The organism is Streptococcus sp. 27098_8_75, from assembly GCF_041432475.1.
GTDB classification, from domain to species: Bacteria; Bacillota; Bacilli; order Lactobacillales; family Streptococcaceae; genus Streptococcus; species Streptococcus gordonii.
In genome coordinates, this window is the sequence record NZ_JAPVZR010000001.1 from 36,573 (window position 1) to 62,823 (window position 26,251).

The window sequence follows — 26,251 nt, forward strand, 5'->3', positions numbered from 1 at the left end:
CTTACTCTCCTAGTGTTATTGTTATTTCTTTGAGGTTCTTGATAGAGGTATTGGCTTTTACGCTCTGTCCAACAACCTTCGAACCTTCACCTTTGTAGGTAATCTTTATATCTAACCATTTGGCAAAGGTTGACGCGTTCTCTTTGGTCCAACCATACATGTCTGGCATGTCATCCAGCTCATCTGTTAGAAGAAGGACTTGCTGGTTAGAAGCAACATTCTTACCTGCTTCAACAGATAATTTAGTGATGCTACTTCCTGTACCAAGGATAATCGGCTGAACCAAATTACGACGTAGCTCTTCAGCATAAGAACCCGGTGATTTATCTTTGCCCTTTTCTTTTGTTTTAGGCATAGTGTACTTGGTTTCAGTAATCACATTATCTAAAACATGCGTTGGAGTCGTTAAACCAAGGGTATCTTTCATGGCAACTGCTTCTTCCAAAAGAGGATTAACGACTTCTTTCCATAAATCTGGATAGAACTTCTCTTCAGGCTGCTTCACTGCCACATACATGATGAAATCAGGATCTTCAGCCGGCGTCATAGCAACTACCGAATAGATGTACTCACCTTCCAAGTACCCGCCCCCATCTTTAGCTTCTGCCGCAATTTGGGCCGTACCTGATTTAACAGCCACATCTTGTCCCGGAACTTGAATGATTGGTACTCCATCTGTCTGCAAGGTTCCAAAGTTAGGATCAGTTCCGACTGTCACCATATACTTCCGGGTCTCTTGAGCCGCTGTTTTAGAAACCGGATTTCCTATGATCTCATTTGTTCCCTTGCGGGCACTGTTAGTCGCTGAATCATAAATAGCACTGATAAATTTAGGTTCCAACATAACACCGTCGTTAGCAATTGCTGTAAATCCACGTAGCATTTGAACTTGTGTTACGTTAATCCCTTGACCAAAGGAACTCATTGCGGTTGTAACGACATTTTTATCCGGAAGATTGCCGACGTCTTCACCCATCATACCAAATCGTGTACGAACACCAAACTTGAATTTATCTAAATAATCACGCCACTTATCATCTCCCATCTTTTTCTCCAGACGGGCCATACCGATATTACTTGAATAGGCAAATCCTTGAGCATAAGTCAGGGTCTGACCAGTTGAGAGCCCCATATTGACTCCCCAGTCTTTGATGATTGTATCCTCGATTTGAAACTCGTCATTAAAGTAGGTTTCATTGGCAGGGAAAGTATGATTATCGATAGCACTAGCCAAGGTAAATACTTTCATAGTTGATCCAGGCTCATAAGGGCTTTGATAAAGCAAGGTTGACCAATTGAAGTCTTTAGACAGACCTTCCTTGGTATCTGCATTAAAACTTGGGCGCTGAGTTGTTGCCAAAACTTCACCTGTCTTAGCACTAACCAGTGTTGCAGATACAAATTTCCCTTTGACCTTTTCTTGGAAGATGTCCATTCTTGTCTCTAGATAGCTTTGCAGATGGCTAGAAATAGTCGTATAGACATCTTTACCATTTTCTGTTGCCACAGAAACTTGGTCTGAACCAGGCACAATATTTCCGTTTTTATCGCGCTCATAGGTCACCAAACCATCCCGTCCAGCCAAGATTTTATCCAAGGAATATTCCAAGCCTGTTGAACCACGTAGGCTCTTAGATCCATCCTCATTTTCTACCAATTGGGCAATACCGACAAACTGAGAGGCAAAGGTTTCATTTGGATAGCTTCGACTAGGACTGGTATCAAAACTGATTCCTTTAACGCCAGCATCTTCCATGGACTTCTTAATATCTGTCATCGTTGCGTAAGGAATATTATTTCCTTTAGCACCAAAATAGACCTGAGTCAATTTTTCCTGTGATAGCTGGCTCTTGGCATAATCAGTCTCAATGTCTAACTTATCGTGTAGAATTTGAGCAACCGTCTCATACTGAGAGGGCTCTACATAGAGAATCTCTCCTGTAGCTGACTTATACTTTTTATCAATAATGGCATAGAGATTATAAGTCGTTGAATCTTCTGCAATGGCATTGCCGTTCCGATCATAAATCGTTCCCCGCTTAGCCTGTACTGTTTTTTGAATCTGGTAAACTTTTTTAGCCTCTGCCACCAGGTCCACTCCAAATTTTCGACCAGACCCAATCAAGATAGCAAAGTTAATCAAAAAAACAAAGAAAAGAAAAACAGTCAGGATACTCAGATTTTTCCCCACTTGTTTTCGATTCATATTAGCTGTTTTTCGATTTTTTAAAGCATACCTTAAAATCTTATTCTTCATGCTTTATTCCGCCGTTTTTACGATTGCATTCTGTAAGGTCATTTCCTGAGAACTAGCTAGTCCAGACAGTCTTTCCTTACGCGTTAAATCATTAATCTCTTGCTTGGCGTTATTAATTTCAACCTGCTTAGTGCTGACTTGGACATTCAAGTCCGTCAAATCATGCTGAACTTGCAAAAGTTTTGTCTGCATAAAGACAACACTAACTGCAATAATAATCGCTGTCAAGATAATCGAAGCATAAAATGCTTTCTCGATACGAGTGAACTTTTTAATCCGTGATTGGAGCTGCTGTCCTCTCGTTTCTTGGCTGTTATTTGGCATTTATTCCCTCACTTGTGTACTTTTCGCGCCACGCGCAATTTGGCTGAATGTGCTCGATTATTCAGCTCAAGCTCTTCTGCACTCGGCAAAATTGGCTTGCGACTGATTAATTCCAGTTTAGGTTTCAAGTCATCTGGAATAAAAGGCAAGCCCTTTGGCACGTCTACTGTCGAAGCCTCTTTAAAAAGTTGCTTGGTCAAGCGATCTTCCAAAGAATGGAAGGTGATGACTGAAATCCGACCATCTACCGCCAATAAATCAATTGCTTGCTGAATAGACTCATCAGCTGCGCCCAGCTCATCATTGACCTCAATCCGAATGGCTTGAAAAATCTGCTTGGCTGGATGCCCTTTTTTCTTTAATTCCTTGGCGGGCTTGGCAGATTTGATAATCTCTGCAAGCTCCGTTGTCGTCTCAATCGGCTTGATCTGCCTAGCTTGCTCAATTTTACGAGCAATTTGCTTTGAAAATTTATCTTCACCGTATTTAAAGAAAATACGCACTAAATCATGATAATCGTAGTCATTGACTACTTGATAAGCGTTAAAATCCGCATGACGATTCATACGCATATCCAATGGTGCATCTTGTTTATAAGAAAAACCACGTTCTCGCTCATCTAATTGGGGACTTGAGACCCCTAAATCATAACAAATACCATCAATCTCATCTACACCAAGTTTTTCTAACTGTAGTTTGAGATGGCGGAAATTATCCTGCACAAAAGTAACCATGCCTTTTTCGATGTATGGTGCTAAACGTTTTTTGGCATGTTCAATAGCTGTCGCATCCTGATCAAAAGCATAGAGATGGCCCTTGGGACTTAACTTACTTAGTAAATATTCACTATGGCCTGCCCCACCTAAGGTCGCATCAACATACACCCCATCAGGTTTAACATCTAAATAATCAATAGTTTCATGAAGAAGAACGGTTACATGATGAAATTCATTTGTCATATCTTATCTATTATACCATAATCAAAAGCAAAAAAAAATTTTAAAGAAAAAGTAGGACCAGGAAAAATAATCCTAAGTTTTTGTCGTATATACTTGACATAATCTCCAAAAAAGATTATACTATTTTAAAAGTCAAATATACACGACATTTGATTGGTGATAAAAAATAGAAAGGAAGGGTGTAATGAATCGTGTCAAAGAATTTCGAAAAGAAAAAAAGATGTCTCAGCTAGAGTTGGCCAAGTCCATCGGGGTATCGCGGCAAACTATCAATATGATTGAAAACAACAAATACAACCCCACCCTCGAGCTCTGCATCAATCTAGCAAAAACACTGGATACTGACCTCAACGCCCTCTTTTGGGATTCCCAGCTGACTGATGAAGATTCTGAGGACTAAGAATTTTTCCTTGCAGCAACATTCATACCTAAAGAAAGGAAGCAAACATGAAAAAAGAAACATTCTCAGACAAGATGATCAAACGATTTTATGGCATTACTGGACCCTTGGACGAGCAAAAGCGACAACAGGCTGAGCATCTAGGAAATAAAGGCTTTATCTGGCTTTTCTTTATTCTGATTTTTGGCAATGCCATCGTCTTTCCACTGGCTTTTCGATGGCCTAAAATTATTGCTGTTACCTATCCTATCCTGCTGGAAATCCTTATCCTCGGATTCTGTGTCTATATAGTCATTCAAGCACGGCGCAAAGGAATTGATAATCTAGAGCTAGGACTTCAGGATGAAAAAGAAGAAAAAGCTATGAAACATGCTGGTCTCAAAGCAGGCTTCTCTTATTGGCTGCTCTTTTACCCTCTCTTCAGCATCATGATAGCTGTCATGGAAAAGAAAGATATCCTACAAGTTTTGCTTCAGCCAAAACTTATTATAGCTGGATTAGCTGCTGGTCTTGGATTTGGACTGATTATGCATTTTATTTCCAAAGGAAAGATTCGTCAAGCACAAAAAAGGGAGGAAGAAGAATGAACCTTCAATCTTATAGAAATACTATCTTAATTCTATTATTTGCTATTTTTCTAGTCTGCTTCTTCTTTCTGAGGACCACAACAGATCCAGTTCTTTTTTGGATTCTAACCTTCACTTGCGTCGCCATTCTCTACATCAGCTATAAACTCTTAAAAAGGAAGAAAAAATAAAATAGTTGTCATTTCAGCTTATGCACTGAAATGACAACTATTTTTTTATGAATTTGGATCATCTAGACTGCGACCGTGAAGACCTTTCTCACGCTGAACTTGACGCAATTTTTCAGGCGTCACATCATTGCCTTCCTCGTCGACAATCTTGATGCCTTCAATGTGATGACGAACAGAGCGACGGTAGCCCTCGATATACTCTTCACGAAGCTTGGCTTGTTCCACTTTTTCCTCAGCAGTTAAGCCTTCCGTTTTTTTCTTTTTAGCCAGTTCATTAATACGGGCAATTTTTTTAGGATCCATGATTCTACCTCTCTCTTACCTTTTATTTGGTATTAATCTGATTAAACTGCGCCATTTGTCCCGCCTTGGCTGTCAAAGAAGACAGGAGAGCTAGACGGTTGTTACGCACAGCCTCATCTTCTGCCATGACCATGGTATTGTCAAAGAAAGCATCGATAACTGGACTGAGTGCAAAGAGTTGGTCGAGATTGGTAGCCAAGTCAGATGTCAGCTCCACTTTTTCAATGGCAGCAGCCAAGTCTTTTTCCTCTTGATTTTCAAAGAGAGCTGGATTGACAGCTGTCTGCCCTTGGGCTTTCTCAGCTAGATTAAAGACCCGAGATAGGCTTTCGACTGCTGACTTGAAGTTGTCTTCCTGAGCTTTTTCTGCTAGAAGCGCTGCTGTTTCTACTAAATCGCGTACGACAAAGTGAGTGTTTTGAAGAACAGCCGTCACGATGTCTTTTGGAATGTTGCGATCCATCATCTTCTCAACGCGGGCACGGAAGAAGTCTAGCACTGCCACTTGATTGTCATAGCTTAGGCTATCAAACTTCAATTCGTAAAGTCGGCCAAGAAGCTGAGCCAAATCAATGTTCCAGCCAAACTTGTCCAAGATACGCACGACACCCTGAGTCGCACGGCGCAGTGCATATGGGTCATTGGAACCGCTCGGAATCAGTCCCACAGAGAAGAAGGACAGAATGGTATCTAGCTTATCAGCCAGCGCCAAGACCGCACCGACCTTGGTGTCAGGCAATTCGCCATCGGCTGAAGTCGGCATATAGTGCTCCCGAATAGCAGCTGCCACTGCAGCATTCTCACCAGCCAGAAGAGCATACTTCTCACCCATGATACCTTGCAGCTCATCAAATTCACCAACCATACCAGTCAGCAGGTCAAACTTATAAATAGCCGCTGCACGAGCCAAATCGGCTGTCTCATCAGCATCCAATCCTGCTTCTTGCGCCAAGAGAGCAGCAATCTTACTAGTCCGCTCCATGTGCTCTGCCAGAGAGCCAATCTTTTCGTGGAAAGTCACATTGCTCAGCTTTTCAACCAAGTCGGCAATAGCCAGCTTTTGGTCTTCTCGCCAGAAGAATTCCCCATCTTCCAGACGAGCCACCAAGACTTTCTCATTTCCCTTGATGACATTTTCTAGATGCTCTGCATTTCCGTTGCGGACAGAGATGAAGTGCGGCAAAAGTTTGCCTTCAGCATCGCGCACAACAAAGTAACGCTGGTGCTCTTTCATAGAAGTTACCAGCACTTCCTCTGGCACCTCTAAGTATTTAGCATCAAAATTACCCAAGAAAGCAGTTGGATATTCTACCAGATTCAACACTTCATTGAGCAGGTCTTCGTCAATCTCGATAGAAACTCCGTGCTCCTCTTCCAGTGCTCGAATCTGCTCGACAATCATATCTCCACGTTCAAGAGGGCTGGCAATAACAAACTGAGCCCGTAGGTCATCTTCATAGGAATCCGCGGAAGCAATCTCTGTTTCTTTCCCCAAAAAACGGTGTCCACGGCTAGTACGTCCGCTCTTGATGTCCAAGAAATCCAAGTCAAAGGCCTGCTCATCTAGGAGCACAGTCAAAGTATGAACCGGACGGATGTATTCAAAAGTGTTGTTAGCCCAGTGCATGCTGACTGGGAAGGTCAAAGCTTGCAGAACTTCCGTCACTGCTGGGATGATTTCCTCTACCGGGCGGCCGATTTCTTCCTTGGTCACATAGACGTATTCTTCCCCCTTGATTTCGCGGAAAGTAATGTCCTCAACCGTCAAGCCCTTGCCACGGACAAAGCCTTCTGCAGCCTTGGTGAAGTTGCCATCAGCATCCAGAGCAATTTTCTTAGAAGGGCCTTTGAAATCTTCGGTCAAATCGGACTGCTTGTCCGCCAAGCCAACCACGCGCACCGCCAAACGGCGAGGCGTAGAGAACATTTCAATTTTCTCAAAGGTCAGACGATGGTCTGTCAGGAAGGCTCCCATCTTGTCGCGCAGCTGCTTCATGCTCGGTGTCACGACATAGGCTGGCATTTCCTCCAAGCCTAATTCAACTAATAAATTTTTTACCATGATTATTCTCCCTCCTCTGCCAAGAGTTTCTCACGAGTCTCATCATCCAAAAGCGGATAGCCCAGACGCTTGCGCTCAGCCACAAAGGTCTTGGCCACGACACGCGCCAGATTACGAATGCGAGCAATATAGCCTGCTCGCTCTGTCACGGATACAGCTCCACGCGCATCCAAGAGGTTAAAGGTATGCGAGCATTTGAGAACATAGTCATAGGCTGGGTGCACCAGATGCTCGTCCAGACAGCGCTTAGCTTCTGCTTCAAACCTCTCAAAATTCCCCAAGAGCAAGTCTTGGTCACTAACCTCAAAGCTGTACTTGGAATGCTCATATTCAGGATGAGTGAAAATTTCGCCATACTTAACACCATCAGCCCACTCAATGTCATAGACAGAGTCCACTTCTTGAATATAAGAAGCCAGGCGCTCCAGACCATAAGTCACCTCAGCTGTCACCGGTTGAGTTGGCAGACCTCCGACCTGCTGGAAGTAAGTGAACTGAGTGATTTCCATACCATCCAGCCATACTTCCCAGCCCAGACCAGCTGATCCAGTTGACGGATTTTCCCAGTTATCTTCGACAAAGCGGATGTCGTGCTCCAGCGGATTGATGCCCAAGAGCTCCAAAGACTGCAAGTACAGTTCTTGGATATTGCTTGGAGACGGCTTCATAACCACCTGAAATTGGTGGTGCTGGTAAAGACGGTTAGGGTTTTCCCCATATCGTCCATCTGCTGGCCGGCGAGACGGCTCTACATAGGCCGCGTTCCAAGGCTCTGGCCCAATAGCTCGCAGGAAGGTATAGGGACTCATGGTTCCCGCCCCCTTCTCATTATCATAAGCCTGCATAAGCATACAGCCCTGATCATTCCAGAATTGCTGTAAAGTCAAAATTATTTCCTGAAAGGTAAGTTTCTTGGACATTAGTTACTCCTTTTGTTTTTATTTTAGCTCAGGGACCATCTTTTGCTCCGTTTGAACAAACAAAAGAACCACATCCGACAGTCCTAGGCTATTGCGACCTAGGGGCGTCAAAAACGCGGTTCCACCCTAATTTATTACTTCATTACGTTTAAAAATGTTAACCAAAAGCGCCATCTGCTCTGCTTCCCTATCTGGCTCACACTATCCCAGACTCGCTAAAAAGTAGACAAAGAGATTTCTTTCTAAAAAAGATTATAGCAGAAATCCTAACTATTGTAAAACACTTATGTACCTATCATAAAAGAAATCCCTCAAGTATAAACCTAAGGGATTCTAATTCTAAAGTAAGCTTGAAAGTTTTAAGCTTGTCTTGGCTTTCTAGGCTTCACAACTCTTGGTTTTCTGCCATCAAGTTTTCTCCTAGCTACCTTCAAATTCGCAATAGCTTCCTTAACTTCTGCTTGGCTAGCTCCCGGATCGTCCAGAACTGCCTTAGCTTGAGCGTACGCTTCTAAATATGCTGCTTTAACATTCTCGCTAGCATAGATAAACTTATTGCTGATTGCTTGATAGTGCATGTCGTATTCTACTAATTTTTGTAAATCAGTAAAGTTCGTTGGCTTACCATCTAATTTTTTCTCAGCTACCGCCAGTTTAGCCAGTGCCGTATCGATTTGCTCCTGGGTTACCTTCTCTTGAAGTAAAAGAAGAGTAACTTCTTGGAAGGCTTGGTCATAGGCACGGCGGTTTCTATCCTTAGCATTAGCATAAGCACCTGTCTTCGTTGTTGCAGCATAAGCTTCTACTGCCGCTTTAACAGCTGCTACATCGGATTCTTTACCGTCAAGATCAGTTGTTGCGGCTTGCAATTTAGCAACAACAGCATCCACTTCTGCCTGCGTCAATTTACCAGCTAAAGCATCTTTAGCAGATTGATAAGCTTGATCATAAGCCAGTCGTTTTGCGCTAGAAGCATTGTAATATTGAACTGTCGTTACTAGATTTGATTGCTGATTAACCGCAGCCATAAGAAGGGTTTTAACAACAAGTCCTAGTTTAAGAAGATTGTTCTTACCTTCAAGAACTTCAACAGTTGGATCTGTTTCCACAAGCTCATAACCAGTTGGGAGATTGACAAAGACAGAGTAGAATCCTGCCCCTACTGATCGTCCAAAGGAATTCTTACCAAATTTAGCAGCAGGTAATGTATATACATCGCCATTGTTGTTCTTCAGAAGCACTTGAGTATTCTTTGGTACAGCCTGATCAAAAGTAACACTGACTGGCGCAAAGACAACTTCCTTAACAAGGAACTCGATTGTCTTGAAGCTATCTTGTGCTGTTAATTCGAATTCCTGCGTCTTGGAGCCATAGAACTTAATTTCATCCCTATCATAGGTGAAGACTTCTACTGTATAACGACCTAACGGCAAGAAGTTGATATCTTTTCCTTTGTCCAAATCAACGTATTTTCCTTTGTCATCCTTGATTCGATAGACAAAGGTCGTGTCGACATCTTTATGTGTAGTTGCATCCACCATGGAAACTCGGATCCGACCTGAATTTTCAGGGCTGACAAATTCAGACAAGGCAAGAACATCTTTGTTGCCTGCATAATCTTCTACCGCATAGAAAATCTGAGACTTGTCTACTCCTTCTGGTAAGGTGTACGTACCATCTTCATTGGCTGAAAGATAAACTCTATGCTCGTATTCCCGTTCTTTTCCATGGGAATCCACGTCCTTATAAGTGATCGAACCTTCTTCGTCTGCCTTCAAGTAGAAGACTTGTTCGCGCAGGATACCACCGTTTCCTACATCCTTTGGCTTACGGACTGTTAAAGTCTCAACACCGTCTTTATTCGTGATATAACCTGAAGTAATCTGAGGTTTTTGGGTATCAATTTGAAGATCAAAGCTTACAGTTTGCTCTTCTGCACCAGGCACGTCAGGTGTGTAGCGAACGACATAGGTATAGCGGCCATCTTCTAATGGGTTGCCCTTGCTATCGCGACCATCCCAAACAGTATTTGTCAAAAGATAAGATTTCGGTTTTCTCGCATCACCACTATAGAAATTCTTACGGCCATCCCAAGCCTTGCTACTTTGCCAGATTGGGAAGCGGTAGTCAGTATCATCTGTTGTATACACACTAGCTGTCAGATTGTTTACATTCCGGTAGAAGACAGAGCGATACTGGATTACATCTTTATTGCCATCGCCATTTGGTGAGAAGGCTAAACGAATATTGCCATCAGCATCCAGCTGTAAGATATGTTTCCCTTCGGCATTTTCTGCTGTTCCTAATACAACTGAACTGCGGTCTACAGTTTTACCAGTCGAATAAAGGGTATCTTTAGAAGTTGTTACGAGGCTCGTCACATTGCTTTTAGAATCAATACTTTTATCCTCTGGTACCTGATAATAGAAACCTGATTTGCCATCGCGAACTAATTTATAAATTGGTTTTTCAGCAGCTGGCAGATTTTGGAATTGACCACGGAAGCCCATAAATGGCAGGCTCACTACATCACCGTCATCTGCTGGATCAACAAAGCGAACAAAACCTTCTAAGAAGTAACCGTTTGGCATTAACTTGGTCAGCTCTTCTGCAAATTTAGCCACATTAACCTTTACAGTTACAGTCTGACTACTATGAGCCTTGACCGTAACTTCAGGCCATACTGTCTCAGTCAATTTACGAGGTGTCAGATCAAATTGACCATCCTTAACCGTATCTGTATTGGTATTGACAATCATTTTCAGGGTTCGGTCAGTATCAGTAATATTATGAACCGTCACGTCAAACGTAAAACTATCTTCGACATTGCCTAAGGATACGCTTGGGTATTGGTTTTCCCCAGTAACATAAAGTCCAGTAGACACTGCGGCAGCTGTATCAACGATTCCTGCACCTTGCTGACGCGGAGAGGTATAAGCGCCTGTTTCTTTATCAATATGCAGCTTCGCAGTAGACATGATCAAAGCCTTAACCAATTCAGAATTCTGAGCTGGAGTTAGGTTTGGATAATGCTTGAGCAGGTATTCTTTCACCAAGGCCGCAACACCAGCCACATGTGGAGAGGCCATACTGGTTCCGTTCATGCTACCATAGGTATTATCATTGAGTGAAGAATAGATAGATCCACCTGGAGCTGATACATCTGGCTTCAGCTGCCCATCGGTAGTAACACCCCAGCTAGAGAAATCAGATAGTTCTTTAGCTGTTGGATTTGGACGATTATCTTTCAATCCATTGAAGGCAATCTTATAATTACCAGCAGCCAAGGCTTCACCATACTGTTTGCTGATAAAGGCTGATGGAGCTGATTCTGAATCCTTATCCAAGGCCATCTGGATATTAGCCCCTTCAACATTGTTGTAGATGAGGGCACCAGCTGCACCATGTTGGATCGCATTTTTAATCTTCTCAGAGAACGTAATTGAACCACGCTGAATAAGGGCCAACTTACCTGTCAAATCTAAGCCATTAAAATCTTCTTCGCGTCCTTGACCAGCATTAACATACTCGTATTCCTTGCCCTTTTCAAAATCAGCCTTGCTATCTGCTTTGGCAAATGTGAATTTTCCGTTGCTTAATTCAGTATTATCTTCTAGACCACGAACTTCCATGACTTCCTCAGTCACTACTGTATTATCAACAGAGGCAACAGAAATAGCTCCTTCTGCAGTTGACGGATTTCCGACTAAACCATAGTCTGGATTTTCAGCCAGAGGTTTAGAATGGCCACTTCCGAAAGTATTTTCATTACCAGCCGCAATTACGACACTGACTCCTTTAGCTCGAGCTCGTTCAATCGCTGCAGAGAGACTAGGGCTCATGTTTACGACTGATCCTGTTGCTGAACCCAAACTCATGTTGATGGAATCTGCTCCCAAGGCTACCGCATCTTCGATGGCCTTGATATAAATGGCGTCGCTCGTAGTTTTTTGACGGTCTGAGAAGACCCGCATGAACATCACTTGAGCTTCAGGAGCAACCCCATAGATGTATTCCCCGTTGCTATCCTTCTTGTCTGGATTTCCAGCCGTGATACCAGTAACGTGCATCCCGTGAGAATAGCTATCTTTTTCCTTGATGCTATCATCGCCATCAATATAGTTATAGGCATAAACAACCTTGCTGTTATACCATTTACCATAATCAATTCCGGCCTTCTTCTTTGCTTCTTCAAGAGCTGCTTCCGTTTGGTATTTGGCTTTTGAAGGGTCCGAAATACGCAATACTTCATGGTGGACGTCTAAACCAGAGTCGATAACAGCAACCAAGCGACCTTCCCCTTTATAACCTTGAGACCAAGTTTGAGGAACCTTGATGATTTCATTACTACTGATGCTGGTAGGTTGCTCGTCCTTGCTGACTTTAGCTTCTTCTGCAGAAGTCGCAGTAGCAACTGGCTGACCTGTATTTTCTGACGCTACAGCTTCTGTAGTCGCTGGCTTGCTTTCAGGATTTGTAGCTCTAACCTCCTGCTTATCATCTTTCTTTGCAGATGAAGGGCTTGTTACCTCTGCTGTCGAAACAGTCTGTTTTGGCTCTGTAGCTACTTCCTTTTCGCTAACTACTTGCTTTTCTTCCTTAGTTTCTCCTGCTGATGGAGCTTGAGCATTTGCTGGCTCTGAACTTGAGGATTTGTCTACTTCTTCAGAAGCTTGCGACTTGTCCTCTTTTACTGTCGCCTTATCCGCAGAAAGAGACTCCTGCTCTGACGGATCTGCTGTTGTAACTAGGCTTGACTGCTGACTCGCTTCTGCTGTACTAACGCCTGTCTGTTCGTCCGCATTAGCTTGGCCAGAGCCAAAAATCAAAGCAGTTCCCAACAAAGCCGAAGCCAAACCAAATTTGAACTTCCGAAGTGAAAAACGTTGTTGTCTTTTCATACAAAACTCCTCAATATTTTTTAACTCATATTATAATAAAAATTGTCTGAAAATTCATACTTTGTTATAAAATGTAACGAAAATGTAATATTTCCGAATGTTTTTCTACTTAATACCTATTTTATAAAGTTTGATGAGTCAATTTGTTTGAATTATAGAACAAAATTAGAATAATATACGGTTTTTACCACCTTTCTCACAAAAAATAGGTCACTTAGCGATCTAGCAAGGAATTCCTTTTTATTGAAAACGCTTGCCGACCCAAAAACTTTGTGATATAATTAACATATTAATGATAATAACTAAACAGGAGGAACTACTTATGAAAGCAGTTGTTGTTAATCCAGAAAGTACTGGTGTTGAAATTATTCAAAACAAAGAACTCCGTCCGCTTGAAACAGGTGAAGCTCTTGTAGAAATTGAATACTGTGGTGTCTGCCACACTGACTTGCACGTTGCACATGGTGACTTTGGTAAGGTCCCAGGCCGTATCCTTGGTCACGAAGGGATCGGTATCGTCAAAGAATTGGCTCCAGATGTAAAAAGCTTGAAAGTAGGCGACCGTGTCAGTGTCGCTTGGTTCTTTGAAGGTTGTGGCACTTGTGAATACTGTACTACAGGACGTGAAACTCTTTGCCGTACAGTAAAAAATGCTGGTTATTCTGTTGACGGTGGTATGGCTGAACAATGTATCGTAACAGCTGACTATGCTGTCAAAGTTCCTGAAGGTCTTGATCCTGCACAAGCTTCTTCTATCACTTGTGCCGGTGTAACTACTTACAAAGCCATCAAAGAAGCTCAGCTCCAACCAGGCCAATGGATCGTCCTTTATGGTGCAGGTGGTTTGGGTAACCTAGCTGTTCAATATGCTAAGAAAGTATTCAATGCCCATGTTATCGCAGTCGACATCAACAATGACAAACTTGCTTTAGCCAAAGAAGTTGGTGCTGATATTGTCATCAATGGACGTGAAGTTGATGACGTACCTGGTCTCATCAAAGAAAAAACAAACGGTGGTGCTCATTCTGCTGTTGTAACAGCCGTTTCTAAAGTGGCCTTCAACCAAGCCGTTGATTCTGTACGTGCAGGTGGTCGTGTAGTAGCTGTTGGTTTGCCATCTGAAATGATGGACCTCAGCATTGTCAAGACTGTTCTAGACGGTATCCAAGTCATCGGTTCTCTTGTAGGTACTCGTAAAGACTTGGAAGAAGCCTTCCAATTTGGTGCTGAAGGCTTAGTTGTTCCAGTCGTTGAAAAACGCCCTGTTGAAGATGCCGTAGATGTCTTTGATGAAATGGAAGCTGGTACTATCCAAGGACGTATGGTACTGGACTTCACTCACTAATGCCTCTTTCTATTAAACAAAAAACGGACTACTCTATGGTTAGTTCGTTTTTTTATTGATTCTTTTACGGTATAGTGTTCTTAAGGTTTTATTATGAAAAAATCTCACTATTTATAAAGAACACAGATCTATCACCCTGTTTATGAAATAGCGTGCAACAAGCTCTTTTTCATCACTTTATAACTGAAAATACATCATAACACTAAAAACATAAGACCTAAGAAAGAATCCTTAGGTCTCATCTTTATGACTCAAAAAATACGAAGAAGAATTTTGCATCGCAAACCTTTCGCGCTGTTACTCCAGCTCTATCCCCTTCTCACGGAGATTATCTAAACATTCCTCATAGTAGCGGGCATCATGCTCTCTATAGATGGGAGCGCCCACCTTCTCCTCAGTCAAATCCTCATAAGGAGGGCAGGTCTTACCACGGTAGTTCTTATCCAGCCATTCTGGGCTGACCCGATAACCACGACTAGCCATTTCCTCCATAATCAAGCGATGGTAAGCATAGAGATGGTAGGGAGAATGGGTAAAGACATAGTCAACTGTCGCATGCCTCCTCCCCCAGCCATTGCCACGTAGGGCGCAGCACTCACGATGTTGCCCCAAAAGTTGAGGTCGGGGAAGTTGAGGAATCAAGGCCTCATGCCAAAGTCTCATGTAAGTCTCCTTTCAGTAAAGTTAATTTTTGTAAGTAAGCATTTAGATAAAGGGCAAGCAAATCTTCTTTACAGACCTCCCCCTTATGTTCAGGAATTAGACAGGCACGGTCAATCATGAGTTGAACCTGACTCAACTTCACTACTTCTTGCTTGAGATACTGGCGAATTTCATTGTAAATATTGCTAGAATGACTCAATTTACTGACCGTATGAAGCTTTTTTCATCTTCTACGAGTCACAACGCCTCAAGAAACAAAGTAATAATTTTCTTTTAATTCTCGGAAACGGTCAAAATTGAGAATGCCCTCATTTTGTAATCTTCCTAAGACAATACTAGGGTGAATATCTATTTCCTCAGCAAAGCGTATGATATCTGACTTATCAAAGTTTCCTTTCTCTACAAAAGCTTGATAGTCTTCAGGGTTTATCAAAAGATCTTTTGCAAACTGATCTGCCTCTTCCTCAGAACATCGATAAGATTCGCTATTACCATCATCAGATGAAAAATCATTCTCCAGAATATGCCCAATCTCGTGAAAAAGTGAGAACCAGAAAATATCGGATACTTTGTTTCGATCTGTGAGTAATAGCATGGCACTGCCATTTCCAAATTTTTTAGTTGCACCATTCAGATTGGCATTTGGCAAAGCTGGTAGACCGACTAGGACAACACCACAGTCTAGTAAGATATCAGACAAGCGTTGAGGAAAAACTTCTGGATCTTGTCTGGTCAACTTTCTCAAAGCAGGCAAGCTTCTCTCTAGCTTTCTGCGATTGAGCTTGGTAGTCGTTTTATCACGCGCTTTTTTAGATGCCAACTCCAGCATGATATTGGAGTTGACTATACTTTTAGGCGTAAACTCACGTGTATTCCGATAGCTCACTAAATGGTTGAAAGCCGTGAGGTTTTTTAAATTCGCCACACCTAGAATCTTACGAAGCTCGACAATCTTTTCTTTCAAGGTATAGCGTTTTTCTGGGACGTAGCCCTCCTCCTTAAAATACTTGAAATCAATCATCTCACAGATTTCTTTCTCGCTACCTTCTTCTAGCTCTCTTTGTTCTGCAATCTCAGCAACTTTTACATCATAAGCATTTTGAAGATTGAGCCAGGTTTGCATGGAAACTCCGCTTAGCTTGGCTAACTTATGAGCCGTATCCTTACTAATAGGCTCCTCCGCATTGACAAGCTTGCTGACAGTCTTTGCCGAAACTCCCAAACGCTCTGCAAATTCTTTCTGCGTCACATTATAATCTTCAATCAACTCTTCAACATACTGACCTGGATGAAAAGCAATCAGGTCTTTGTATTCAACAATTTTATTACTCATAGTGATTGCTGACCTCCTCTATTTTTAGGATTTCGATTTCAACGGGACTTGGAAACACCTTTTCAAGATCCTCCTCACGAAATTCTACAATCAACCGATAGGAACTCCTTCGACCATCTATATCCAAAGCAAACTGTCCCTGTCTCTTTCCCTTGAGTTGGTGAAAGTGATATTTAGGAAAAGCCGTCACACTAGCCAAAGAATCTGCTGCTTCCAAAAAGGTAATCAAGAGATGCAACTTTACAGCAACCTTATCCGAAAAATCCTTTTTCGCCTGCCTTAGCTCTGTGCACTGCTTTTTAACAGTTTTGTTTGTATAGATAAGCTTCATATGTCCCTTTATGTCAAATTAAATTACCTTTTAGGTAATTTAATTATAGCATCTTTAAAAAACAAAAACCAGCCAAAGATTGATTTGGCTGGGATTTTAAATCGGGTTGACATTTCTAACTACTTTCCCATCACCCTTTGAACTCCTTCAAAAACTGTTTGAGCTCAGCATCTGCTTCTGGTGTGGTTCCGTGGAGTTGATTCAGCATTTCTAGTAGCGAAGCTGTTTGGCTTTCGATTGCTTTATTTGTCTCGTTAATCTTGCTGACGATTTCTGTCAGTGGCTCTACTTCTTCTTCCTCAAAGGTATCTACATAGCGAGGAATATTGAGGTTGTAGTCATTTTCGACGATTTCTTCATAGCTTGCTAGATGGGCAAACTTGTCAATCTCCTCACGAGACTTATAGGCTTCCAGGATCTTCTCAATATGAGCATCCGTCATGATATTCTGGTTTTTACCCTTATCAAATTCCTTAGAAGCATCGATAAAGTAAACATCACGATTGGTACGGTTCTTTTTGAGAATGATAACCGTGGTCGGAATGCTGGTATTAAAGAAGATATTAGCAGGTAGACCGATAACAGTGTCAATGGCTCCTTCTTCTAACAAGGCCTTACGAATGGTTCCCTCAGCATTGCCATGGAAAAGGACCCCGTGGGGAAGGACGATCGCCATGACTCCCTTGTCCTGCTTGAGGTGGTAGTAACCATGCAAGAGAAAGGCAAAGTCAGCTTTGGACTGAGGCGCGAGTTTCCCAAAAGGAGAGAAACGAGGATCATTCAGGAATCCAGAGCTTGCAGACCACTTGGCAGAGTATGGAGGATTCATGAGAACACCGTCAAAGTTAGTCGGCTCTTGTGTCGGCCAGTCTTCATCCAGTGTATCTGCATTGTGCAAGAACTGGTTTTCAACAGGAACCCCGTGTAGGATCATGTTCATCCGAGCCAGGTTATAGGTCGAAGTATTGAGCTCCTGGCCGAAGTAGACCACTGTCTGCGGTTTATGAGAGTATTTCTTGGCATTGAGCAAGAGGGAGCCTGATCCCATGGTGGCATCGTAGAGTGTAAAGCCCTGCTCGTCTTCACGCCCTAAAAAGGCAATCTGGGTCATGAGCTTGGCCACAGGCTGCGGAGTATAGAACTCTCCTGCCTTCTTACCCGAGTCGGTCGCAAACTGACCAATCAAGTACTCATAGGCATCACCAAGCATGTCTCCTGCATGACCTGCCACATCCAGTACTGCTAGCTCTTTCATAACGGCAGCTACTAGCTGGTTTTGCTTTTGAGGAGTTGCTCCTAGCTTCTTAGAGTACAGATCAATGTCCTCAAAGAGGTTTTCGTAGAGGTCGTCACTTTGCTCGATATCACGAAAACCTTGAGCTAGATCTTCCAGCTGGAAAGTCCCCTCATTGACCCTTGCTACTAGAGCGGTAAAAGTCAGGTCTGGCTTGATACTATAGTTGAGCTCGTCGCTCATAACTGATAACAGGTCCTCATGGGTATCCGCATCCTCGTAGTAGTTACGATAGACCTCAAGAGCATCCTCAAGACTATCTGTCCCCTCTTCCATGGTCTCCGCCACGAAAAAGAGCATCTTGTCTGACAGATACTTGTAAAAGACCATGCCCAAAAGGTAGGATTTGTAGTCATTGGCATCCATCTTAGAGCGGAGAACATCCGCTGAGTTCCACAGGGCTTGGTAGAGCGACTGGGATGTTTGTGTTGTTTCCATAGTAATTCTTTCTTTGTAATGCAATTATTTTTAAAAAAAGCAATCATTTATAACAAATAACTTCATTTTCTTTAATTTCAATAAAACCAATGAAATGTATGACACTGGAAGTTTGTAAATAATATTTTTAAACAGGCTAAATATTCTCATATTCTATATTGTGTAGAAATCCTGAAAGTACTCCTAACATCAGTGCCGTTCATAAACCGAGTAAAGTAGACTACACAAATACCCACTAGACCAGAAGATTCAGACTCCACCGGATGGAGAACCCTATGATTATCTAGATTCTCTACTGAAAATAACTTAATGGGCAGATATCTACCTCTAGGTCGCCTAATATCTTTGATACGTTGTGTGACAAACACCATAGTACTACTTTTAGCTTTCATACTCAAATTTGAATCCTTCTTCTTTGAGTTCTTTTAGTCTTTCCTTAATTTTTCCTATTAAGAAAAAAATATCTCTTTGGTCAGAAAATGTGTTAAAATCGTTTACAAAAATATAATCTTTATTTTTAGAATCATATCCAAGTTTATTATTTTTATTTCGTATCAATCCAAATTCTAACCAAAACCTCAGGAATTCCTCTTTACTTAGTTTAATAATCGCGTTCCAAAGTTTATCTTCCCATTCATCATAGTAATATTCTTTTTCTAGACTGTACAAATATATTAATAATATTACATATTTAAATCTATATGATGAGAACTCTTTATCATATGGACTTAAATAGTTTGTACTAAGACATTTCATATCTGGATAACTAAAAATTCTATGCTTAAAAATAAAATAAAAAATCTCACTTACATCATTTTTTCCTAAAATACTTTCTAAAAAGGAAAATACGTCTTATTCTCGTTTAATAAATTTGCAAAATTTTGCGCCGCAGTTGAGGTTTCAATTTTATCTAGTTCTATAAAATTATTCTCCGACATAACTCACCTAAATACTCTCGTCTACAATTTATGATTCAATTTTCTGTTGAATTTTTTCCACTTTATTTCTGATTGACTCCTCAGTATTACTACCAAGTTGTTCAATAAGATACTGGTAAAACTTTTTAATATCTGGATCATTTAAAATATGCCATACCTGAGTATTTTCTAGTGCAATTTGTAAAAGGTCTTCCATTTCTTCATATTTCCAACTAGTATATTTTGATAACTTCTCAACTATAGCATGAGTATTTTTGAAACTACCACTACTTTCTAATGAGTTGATTAAATCTAATTTCTCTTGCTCTTCTTTTGGTTTAGCCCGTTCAATAGCTTCTTTTTGATTGTTGTACTTTTTCTCATACAGTTTTTCATTGTAAACAGTTTTATCAATAATCAATTTCACTAGTTCGTCAAGCTCACTACCCTCTGAATAGTCTGCAGGAGCAAAGTAAGAAATACGATTATCTCTCATCATTTTATAGACCTTATTCTTTGCCTTCAGTTCATCTTTTTCATCTGGATTAAAAACTCCGACAGAATAACCACCTTGAGAATTCACCAATTTCATACAAGGAATATCTGTATCACTATCTCCTATATAAATCATATTCCGAAAAGGAACTCTGATTTCATCTGGTGCAAAAGAATCATTAACCGCTTCATCATTAACATCGAGAACACCCTTTGAGATACGAAAAAGAAACTGTGTCTTATTAGTATAATTCACTACTTGAGCAGGCCAAACAGCTACCCCATCTTCATCAAAATAGAAAGATGTTGCGTACAGTTCTTTAAACTCTTTCGCAATTGATGTTCCTTCTATCATCTCTTTTAAACCCGAAGATATAATATAATGTTCGATAATAATCCCTTTTTCTGCTCCATATTCTCTTATGCGATCAAACCATTTATCCACACCCGGGAAGAGTGCTACTTTAGATCCATAGTCAGCTAGCTTTTCTTTTGTAAAGACGATTTGCCCACGTGCTTTTTTCTTCATTGTATACATATAAGCAAGGTTCTTATCCATATTATTTGCCGTGGCACGACCATTTGACTCCCTCCAGAAATCACCAATCATATCGCTGCCTTCTGGTTGTACTGTTTGGATATATCCTTGAGCCTGCATATCATCTGGAGAAAGTGTCTTATCAAAATCATAGCAAAGCGCAATAACAGGTCTATCTGTTTTCTTTTCACGGTTAAAAGTTGTATCTGACATAATTCGCCCCTTTCAGTTAAATAAAAACTTTAAATAAACATATCCTGCAAGAGTTTCTTTTTGAGTATTTCTAGCTGAGAAATTTTTTCTTGATGAGCAGTGATGAGGTTATCGAGGTTAGAGAAGTATGTGCCGATGGCTTGTTGTTCTTCAATAGTTGGGATAATAATTGCAATATTCATAAAATCTTCAAAACTAATATTTAACAATCCATCCATTCTCGCCCCCGATGAAACAAGTTTCCCTAATTCCCGGTCTGGGATTTTTGTTGAAAACATTATCTCAATAAATTTTGCATTTGCAAGTTGATTAACTCTAAAACTATGATAAACCTTTGGAACAAGTGCTTCTTCATAATCCTGTAATTCAAAAACAACTCCATATTTTGCTAATTTTGAATTACCATGGTTATATGATAGTTCCCCTTTTTTTAACAGGGTATAATTCTTTTGTTCTTTTCCAGCAATATTAGCAGAAAATCGATCAATTTGATTCATCCAACCGCCAGATGCAGAAATTGTTAAAGTTGGTAAATCCATTCTTCCATCATTACCCTGCACACGATGAGCGACATCTTTTAATTTAGACTTTTTCCACTCACCTTCAAATCCATCTAAACGAATCTCAGGAACGGTCTGTCCAGCTTTGGGAAACATCTTGGAGAGCATGTTCGCCTTGTGAGACTGGTAGTTGGCGAGATTGTCCTTGTAGCTAGCCAGAAGGTCATCGAGGGTGCGAAAAAGAGAGCCGATGGCGGATTGTTCTTCTATTGATTCTGGAATACAAAATTCAAAGGAATCAATTTCTTTGGAAGATATATTTGGTTGTGCACCTGCTACTAATACAGCATTTAGTTGGTTAGTAAATGCTTTCGTCTGCAGAACAGAAGAGAGAAAATCATAGTCTACCGCCCCATTATTTTGGAAATAACCTACACGTTGATTTTGATAATATTCTTCCTCAGAATCTAACATAGCTATTTTCCCTGTTGTTGCACCTGACATAGCTAATAAAAGTGAACGTCCTTTAAGTACAAATTTCTCATCCGGACTTAGTTTTGAATAATATTCAAATTCACCTCCAACAGTCCCATCAAATCCAATATTTGAGATTCTAACAATTGGAATTCCAACGTTTTGAAATTTCTCACTTTTAAAAGCAAATCCTCCACGTAGAGGAGCAATACTTTGTAATTTTTTTCTATTCCATTTTTCATAAAAATTTTTGAATTTTATTTTAGGTAGTATAGCTTTCAAACTCTTTCCCTTACCTCATTCATCATTTTTTAATATTATATCATGAAAAATAAATAAGAACGCTAATAACAAAGTAAAAAGAGAAGAAAATACTTCTTCTCTAATTAGCACTATTCAATTATTTATGAAGTTATAAAAGACTAATTAACTCATCATCAAGCATTGACTTATTGTCTCTATATTTTTCTGAATGCTCCATGTAATCTATAAAATACTCTGGAGAAGAAGTTGTTGAATCTAGAATATAGTTTTTCTGTTTATCTTCATTATACTGTTTATTTATTTTAAGTTCTAGCAGAGTTTTTTTAGAGTATGGTTTCCCTTTTGCATCCTGATACATCGGTAATAGCTGTAATCGACTAAAGATATTAGAAACATATTTTGCTGGAGATATAATATACCTCTTACTAACTATTGTTTTGGGAACCAAAATCAATAATCTATCTTTTTTGTTTTCCTCTGGATCCAACACATATAGACTCTCAAACTTTGCCCATTCATGATTCTTGTGATCCCAATACTCAAAAGTCTTTGTATCACTACTAATTTGAAAACCATGTAATCTAGCTTGTTCTAATGAAAAAACAACAAGTTCTTTCTTCAATAAACTAACAATCAAATCTGACATTCTGTCTTCAGAAAATCTCTTAATAAATAAAGGCATAGCTACTGAAGTTAATGCTTTTTCTTGTACAGCTAAAATAGATGATTTTACATAACTAAAAAATTGGTCAAGCATCTGCATTGAGACACCTTTCCCTTTTGAGTTATTTGAAGAATATCCTAAGTGCGTTGCATTACATTCTTTCGAATGTGAAAATAAATTAAATGAATCTTTCTTGTTCCCTTCACAATAAATTTCATAAGACTGCTTAATAAAATCATCAACAATTTTTTTAAAATTGTCTGGTAATAACAACGGATCTACAAATAACATAACATCTTCATTTGTATCAACATCTAAAAAGTCTAATCCAATTTGCATGTGTTCTCTATTTAAATAATTTGATAATCGTATACCGATCACCCACTTTCTATAATATTTTGTAGAATGTAGGTTAGATTTTTTCGCTTAGATTTACAATCTATCAAATAAATGATACACTAGATGTGGAATTTTTGAATAGTGCTTTCCTAAACTAGCTAAAAATCCATAATCCTATCAAGTCGTCAGCTGCCACTGACGTCTTTTTTTCTACATTTAAAATTATAGCACACAAAAAATAAAAATCAATATCTTGTGTTGTTTTTTAACAAAATTTAGAAATAGCACAAGATATTGTTATAAACGTGTTATTCGAACTATATTTCTAATACTCCCTATATCTAGTATGTTTCATTTCTAATACCATACCCAAAACATCCCCTAGAACATCTATTCTAGGGGATATTTCAGCCTATTTGATTGCCATTCACCTCGTACCCTATCTCCCCACTCTGAGTGGTTCAATCACCTCTTCGATCAGTTGGGTATAGGCTTCTTTGATTTGTTTTTTATAGCTGAGTGGGTTGAGGGCGTCTGCTACTTCTACCTTATAGTCTTTATAGCGTTGGCTCTTGGTCAGCTGGCTTTCACCTGTTTGCTTCTTAGCGCCTTTGCGGTAGTGCTGGATATAGTAGCGAAGCTCGTTCTCTCCAACATACCATTTTTTGACAAAGTTGGAGATATGTTTATCAATCACCATCTCAATCATATTATCTAAGACACCTGTGATGGATAAACCTCGATAAAGTTTTGGATTTGCCTGCACTTCCGTCCAAAGGTTTTGGATGATTGTCGCAAGTCCTGGATTGGTCCTATTCAAGCCTTGGATATAACCATCCACGGTAGCAATATCCTTATCACTAAGAGGCTCTGCTACATTGTCATCCTGCTGGATCATACTTTGGATGAGAGTCAAGATATAGGCATAGTTGATCTCATCGACCTGGACTGACTCTAGTTCATAGTGGATATCCAGCGGATCATCTTGATCATCGTCATCTACACGGCTTTTAAGCTCTGCTAGAATGTTTTGATAGAGGCCTAGGTAACTTTCTAGCTTGGCATCAGTCAAGCCAGTCTCTTGGTAAATCTCCTCTTCTTTGTATTCATTATAGACGCGGATAGAAGCCAGATACTTATCAAAGGCTTGGTAAGATTTCGCTATTTTACGTAGCTGAGCCGTACTAGCCTGCTCGATAGCGATTCCTTCTTCTTCATGGTCCGTAACTTGGGCTTGAAATTCTCCGCAAGCTGATAGAAAGTTGCTTTTTTCTTCTTCCCAGCTTGGAGCCAAAACCTCATTTTCTCCCCCATTAGAGTAGAGCTTGAGGGCATTGTCGACGGCTTCCTTAAAGGCTTGAGGGCACTGGAAGGTGATGATATGGCCGAAGCGCTTCTTGTCATCAAAGATCCGATTGGTCCGGCTAAAGGCTTGGATCAAGTCCTGCGGGCGCATGGGCTTGCGATCGATAAAGAGCGTGGAGAGACAGGGAGCATCAAAGCCAGTCAAGAGACGATCAACTACGATGACCAGGTCCAACTGCTCATTGCGATAGAGGTACTTATCCTGCTTTCTGGCCAGGCGATTATTGACATCGGTATTAAAGCCCCGCAGATCGGCTAGTTTAAAATGCGTCCCAAACTCTCGGTTGTAGTCCTCCATGACCTGCTTCATATGGTCTTGGTAGCCGATGGATTCTTCCTCATTTTCAGACACTGAGTAAGTGATGGTAAACTTTGGAAAATCTGGTAAATGTCGTTTGACCCGCTCGGAGACCTTGACCCGCTCCTTGCCAGCCATGATACTCTTGAGCAGATTATAATAAGCCTGTGCTTGCGGGATGGACTTGACCGTCAAAATAGCGTCATAGCTTTTTCCAACTCCTTTAGGGATATTGAGCTGTTGCTGGCTCTTATTGAGGATAGCATCCAAGACTTCTAGCATGTGTTCCTTGTCCTCATAAGCACTATCAGGAATCTCCTCCTCCAGCATATCAGAGATGATAGTATTTCGGTAATCCACCTTAAAGCCAAGAACCGCTCCATCATGGATGGCTTCCTTAACTGTGTATTCATGTAGGCGTTCGCCATACTGTTGGTGAGTGGTTTGAGCCAAGTCTCCCACTTGTTTTCGTTTGTTTTCCTTGAAAATCGGAGTCCCTGTAAAGCCGTACCAGAGAGAGTTTCGGAAGTAGGCCTTGATCTCCTTTTGCATTTGTGGAGTGACAGCTCGGTGGCACTCATCCACGACAAAGGCCACGCGCAGGTTCTTGATCTTCCCAGCATCTCGCTGGTACTTGCCTTCTTCAAATTTGCGCATCATGGTCGTAATTTTCTGAATGGTCGTGACTACCACGCGCTTGTCGTTGCTACCTAGACGCTTGACTAATTCGTGAGTATTATCCGTCTCATCGATATCAATGACATCATTGGCAGCGTATGAGAGAAAGGACGAGGTCGTCTGCTGGTCCAGATCTCTACGATCGACGACAAAAATGGTCTTTTGGATGGCGGGAATCTGCAAGAGATTGCGGGCCACCTTGTAAGAGGTCAGGGTCTTCCCTGAACCTGTCGTATGCCATATATAGCCCGACTCTTGACGACGAGAAGCATCCTGTACTGCCTCAATGGCATGAATCTGATAAGGGCGCAGGAGGATCAGGGCTTTCTTGCTATCATCAATGACTGAATACTGCATGACCATCTGATGGGCCCGAGGGATGGAGAGGACCTCATGGGCAAAGCTGGTCAGATCCGTCACGGGCCGGTTGTCCTTATCCACCCACTTGGTCAGGAACTGTTTGTTTAGCTTATTTTCACGGGCTGCAGCGATATAGCGAGTGTCGACCTTATTGGTCACGACAAACATCTGCAAGCTTGAGTAAATACCTCGGAACTTGCCTTCACGGTCGTATTTTTCTATCTGATAAAAAGCTTTCAAAAATCCAACTCCTGGACTCTTGAGCTCAATGTGAATCATAGGAAGTCCATTAATAAGAAGAGTCACATCCATTCGTCTGTCTTGATCTTGAGGGTATGCCTTGTCTCGCTCGACTTGATTGACTACTTCATAGCTAGATTTTCCAGCAGCGATATTGTCCCGCCAGATGACCGCTAGACGGATGGTACCAAGACTAGCATCTTCGCGCTGAACCTCTACCTTGGCAATGCCGTTTTCTCCTGCTAGCCACTTGGCTGCCTCATAATAGCTGACAAAGTTGAGCTGATTCTTGATTTGGTGTTTTTCTTGATCAGTCAAGGGATGATCCGCTAACATGGCGACATTATTTTGAGCTAATTTCTCAAAAAAATTCTCCCACAACTGGTCCTCTTTCTTGAGATCTTTCCGATAGGTCCACTGGCTTTCTCCAGATGCCAATTGCTGAATCAACTGTTTTTCAATTTCTAATTCCTGGCTTGTTTTCATTTGATTTCCTTTTGCTTTACATGAGGATTTTTGCATGATGCTTCTGATTTTTATTATAGCATAGAAAGGCTTGATTTTATAGCGTTTTCATACTAAGGTATGAAAAATCCCCAGCTCTTTTCAAACTGGGGAT

Annotated in this window: 19 protein-coding genes; 3 read left to right on the forward strand and 16 right to left on the reverse strand. The window is 40.9% G+C overall.

Features of this window, described 5'->3' with window-relative positions:
- Position 1: 1 nt before the first annotated feature.
- Genes pbp2X through rsmH form a run of 3 tightly spaced genes read right to left on the reverse strand, consistent with a single transcriptional unit; the run spans position 2 to position 3,540 of the window.
- The gene (pbp2X, locus tag O3640_RS00185) at positions 2-2,257 is read right to left on the reverse strand and encodes a penicillin-binding protein PBP2X (RefSeq protein ID WP_096754708.1); all 2,256 of its coding nucleotides are present in this window, start codon (positions 2,255-2,257) and stop codon (positions 2-4) included.
- Between the two features lie 3 nt (positions 2,258-2,260).
- On the reverse strand, positions 2,261-2,581 hold the full coding sequence (gene ftsL, locus O3640_RS00190; RefSeq protein WP_012000070.1) for a cell division protein FtsL: 321 nt from the start codon (positions 2,579-2,581) through the stop codon (positions 2,261-2,263).
- An 8-nt stretch (positions 2,582-2,589) separates the two neighbouring features.
- Positions 2,590-3,540, reverse strand: a complete 951-nt coding sequence (rsmH, locus tag O3640_RS00195) for a 16S rRNA (cytosine(1402)-N(4))-methyltransferase RsmH (protein ID WP_268722986.1) — start codon at positions 3,538-3,540, stop codon at positions 2,590-2,592.
- 184 nt (positions 3,541-3,724) lie between these two features.
- On the opposite strand from rsmH, the gene O3640_RS00200 reads away from it, so the two are divergent.
- Together O3640_RS00200 and O3640_RS00205 are read left to right on the forward strand one after the other, a co-directional pair.
- Positions 3,725-3,940, forward strand: coding sequence for a helix-turn-helix transcriptional regulator (locus O3640_RS00200; RefSeq protein ID WP_048778776.1), 216 nt, complete (start codon positions 3,725-3,727; stop codon positions 3,938-3,940).
- Between the two features lie 47 nt (positions 3,941-3,987).
- Positions 3,988-4,527, forward strand: a complete 540-nt coding sequence (locus O3640_RS00205) for a DUF3278 domain-containing protein (protein WP_048778778.1) — start codon at positions 3,988-3,990, stop codon at positions 4,525-4,527.
- A gap of 215 nt (positions 4,528-4,742) precedes the next feature.
- Here O3640_RS00205 and O3640_RS00210 read toward each other — a convergent pair whose 3' ends face one another.
- The 4 genes from O3640_RS00210 to O3640_RS00225 form a co-directional block, all read right to left on the reverse strand.
- Positions 4,743-5,000, reverse strand: coding sequence for a DUF896 family protein (locus tag O3640_RS00210; protein WP_048778781.1), 258 nt, complete (start codon positions 4,998-5,000; stop codon positions 4,743-4,745).
- Between the two features lie 22 nt (positions 5,001-5,022).
- Positions 5,023-7,062: a glycine--tRNA ligase subunit beta gene (gene glyS, locus O3640_RS00215; RefSeq protein ID WP_268722987.1), complete on the reverse strand. Its 2,040-nt coding sequence runs from the start codon at positions 7,060-7,062 to the stop codon at positions 5,023-5,025.
- A 2-nt stretch (positions 7,063-7,064) separates the two neighbouring features.
- Positions 7,065-7,982 (reverse strand): glycine--tRNA ligase subunit alpha, encoded by a 918-nt coding sequence (gene glyQ, locus O3640_RS00220; protein WP_268722988.1) that lies wholly within the window; start codon positions 7,980-7,982, stop codon positions 7,065-7,067.
- 359 nt (positions 7,983-8,341) lie between these two features.
- Complete coding sequence (locus O3640_RS00225) at positions 8,342-12,883, reverse strand: S8 family serine peptidase (RefSeq protein WP_371586413.1); 4,542 nt, start codon at positions 12,881-12,883, stop codon at positions 8,342-8,344.
- A 322-nt stretch (positions 12,884-13,205) separates the two neighbouring features.
- Here O3640_RS00225 and adhP point away from each other — a divergent pair, with 322 nt between their 5' ends.
- A complete protein-coding gene (gene adhP, locus O3640_RS00230) occupies positions 13,206-14,228 on the forward strand; it encodes an alcohol dehydrogenase AdhP (protein WP_060552954.1) in 1,023 nt (340 codons plus the stop codon).
- Between the two features lie 297 nt (positions 14,229-14,525).
- Here adhP and O3640_RS00235 read toward each other — a convergent pair whose 3' ends face one another.
- The 9 genes from O3640_RS00235 to O3640_RS00275 form a co-directional block, all read right to left on the reverse strand.
- Positions 14,526-14,891, reverse strand: coding sequence for a TIGR02328 family protein (locus O3640_RS00235; RefSeq protein WP_268722990.1), 366 nt, complete (start codon positions 14,889-14,891; stop codon positions 14,526-14,528).
- Positions 14,875-15,090 (reverse strand): hypothetical protein, encoded by a 216-nt coding sequence (locus O3640_RS00240; protein ID WP_268722991.1) that lies wholly within the window; start codon positions 15,088-15,090, stop codon positions 14,875-14,877. The genes O3640_RS00235 and O3640_RS00240 overlap by 17 nt, the downstream gene beginning before the upstream one ends.
- A gap of 48 nt (positions 15,091-15,138) precedes the next feature.
- Positions 15,139-16,224: a HigA family addiction module antitoxin gene (locus tag O3640_RS00245; protein WP_268722992.1), complete on the reverse strand. Its 1,086-nt coding sequence runs from the start codon at positions 16,222-16,224 to the stop codon at positions 15,139-15,141.
- Positions 16,217-16,555 carry a type II toxin-antitoxin system RelE/ParE family toxin gene (locus tag O3640_RS00250; RefSeq protein ID WP_268722993.1) on the reverse strand — a complete coding sequence of 113 codons (339 nt, stop codon included), beginning with the start codon at positions 16,553-16,555 and terminating at the stop codon, positions 16,217-16,219. The genes O3640_RS00245 and O3640_RS00250 overlap by 8 nt, the downstream gene beginning before the upstream one ends.
- 130 nt (positions 16,556-16,685) lie before the next feature.
- A complete protein-coding gene (locus tag O3640_RS00255; protein ID WP_268722994.1) occupies positions 16,686-18,287 on the reverse strand; it encodes a type I restriction-modification system subunit M in 1,602 nt (533 codons plus the stop codon).
- Between the two features lie 966 nt (positions 18,288-19,253).
- Positions 19,254-20,450: an HAD family hydrolase gene (locus O3640_RS00260; RefSeq protein WP_268722995.1), complete on the reverse strand. Its 1,197-nt coding sequence runs from the start codon at positions 20,448-20,450 to the stop codon at positions 19,254-19,256.
- Between the two features lie 29 nt (positions 20,451-20,479).
- Entirely contained in the window at positions 20,480-21,706 is a 1,227-nt protein-coding gene (locus tag O3640_RS00265) for a restriction endonuclease subunit S (protein WP_268722996.1), read from the reverse strand.
- Positions 21,707-21,836: 130 nt separating this feature from the next.
- Complete coding sequence (locus O3640_RS00270) at positions 21,837-22,691, reverse strand: hypothetical protein (RefSeq protein ID WP_268722997.1); 855 nt, start codon at positions 22,689-22,691, stop codon at positions 21,837-21,839.
- 439 nt (positions 22,692-23,130) lie between these two features.
- Positions 23,131-26,118 (reverse strand): type I restriction endonuclease subunit R, encoded by a 2,988-nt coding sequence (locus O3640_RS00275; protein ID WP_268722998.1) that lies wholly within the window; start codon positions 26,116-26,118, stop codon positions 23,131-23,133.
- Positions 26,119-26,251: the final 133 nt, after the last annotated feature.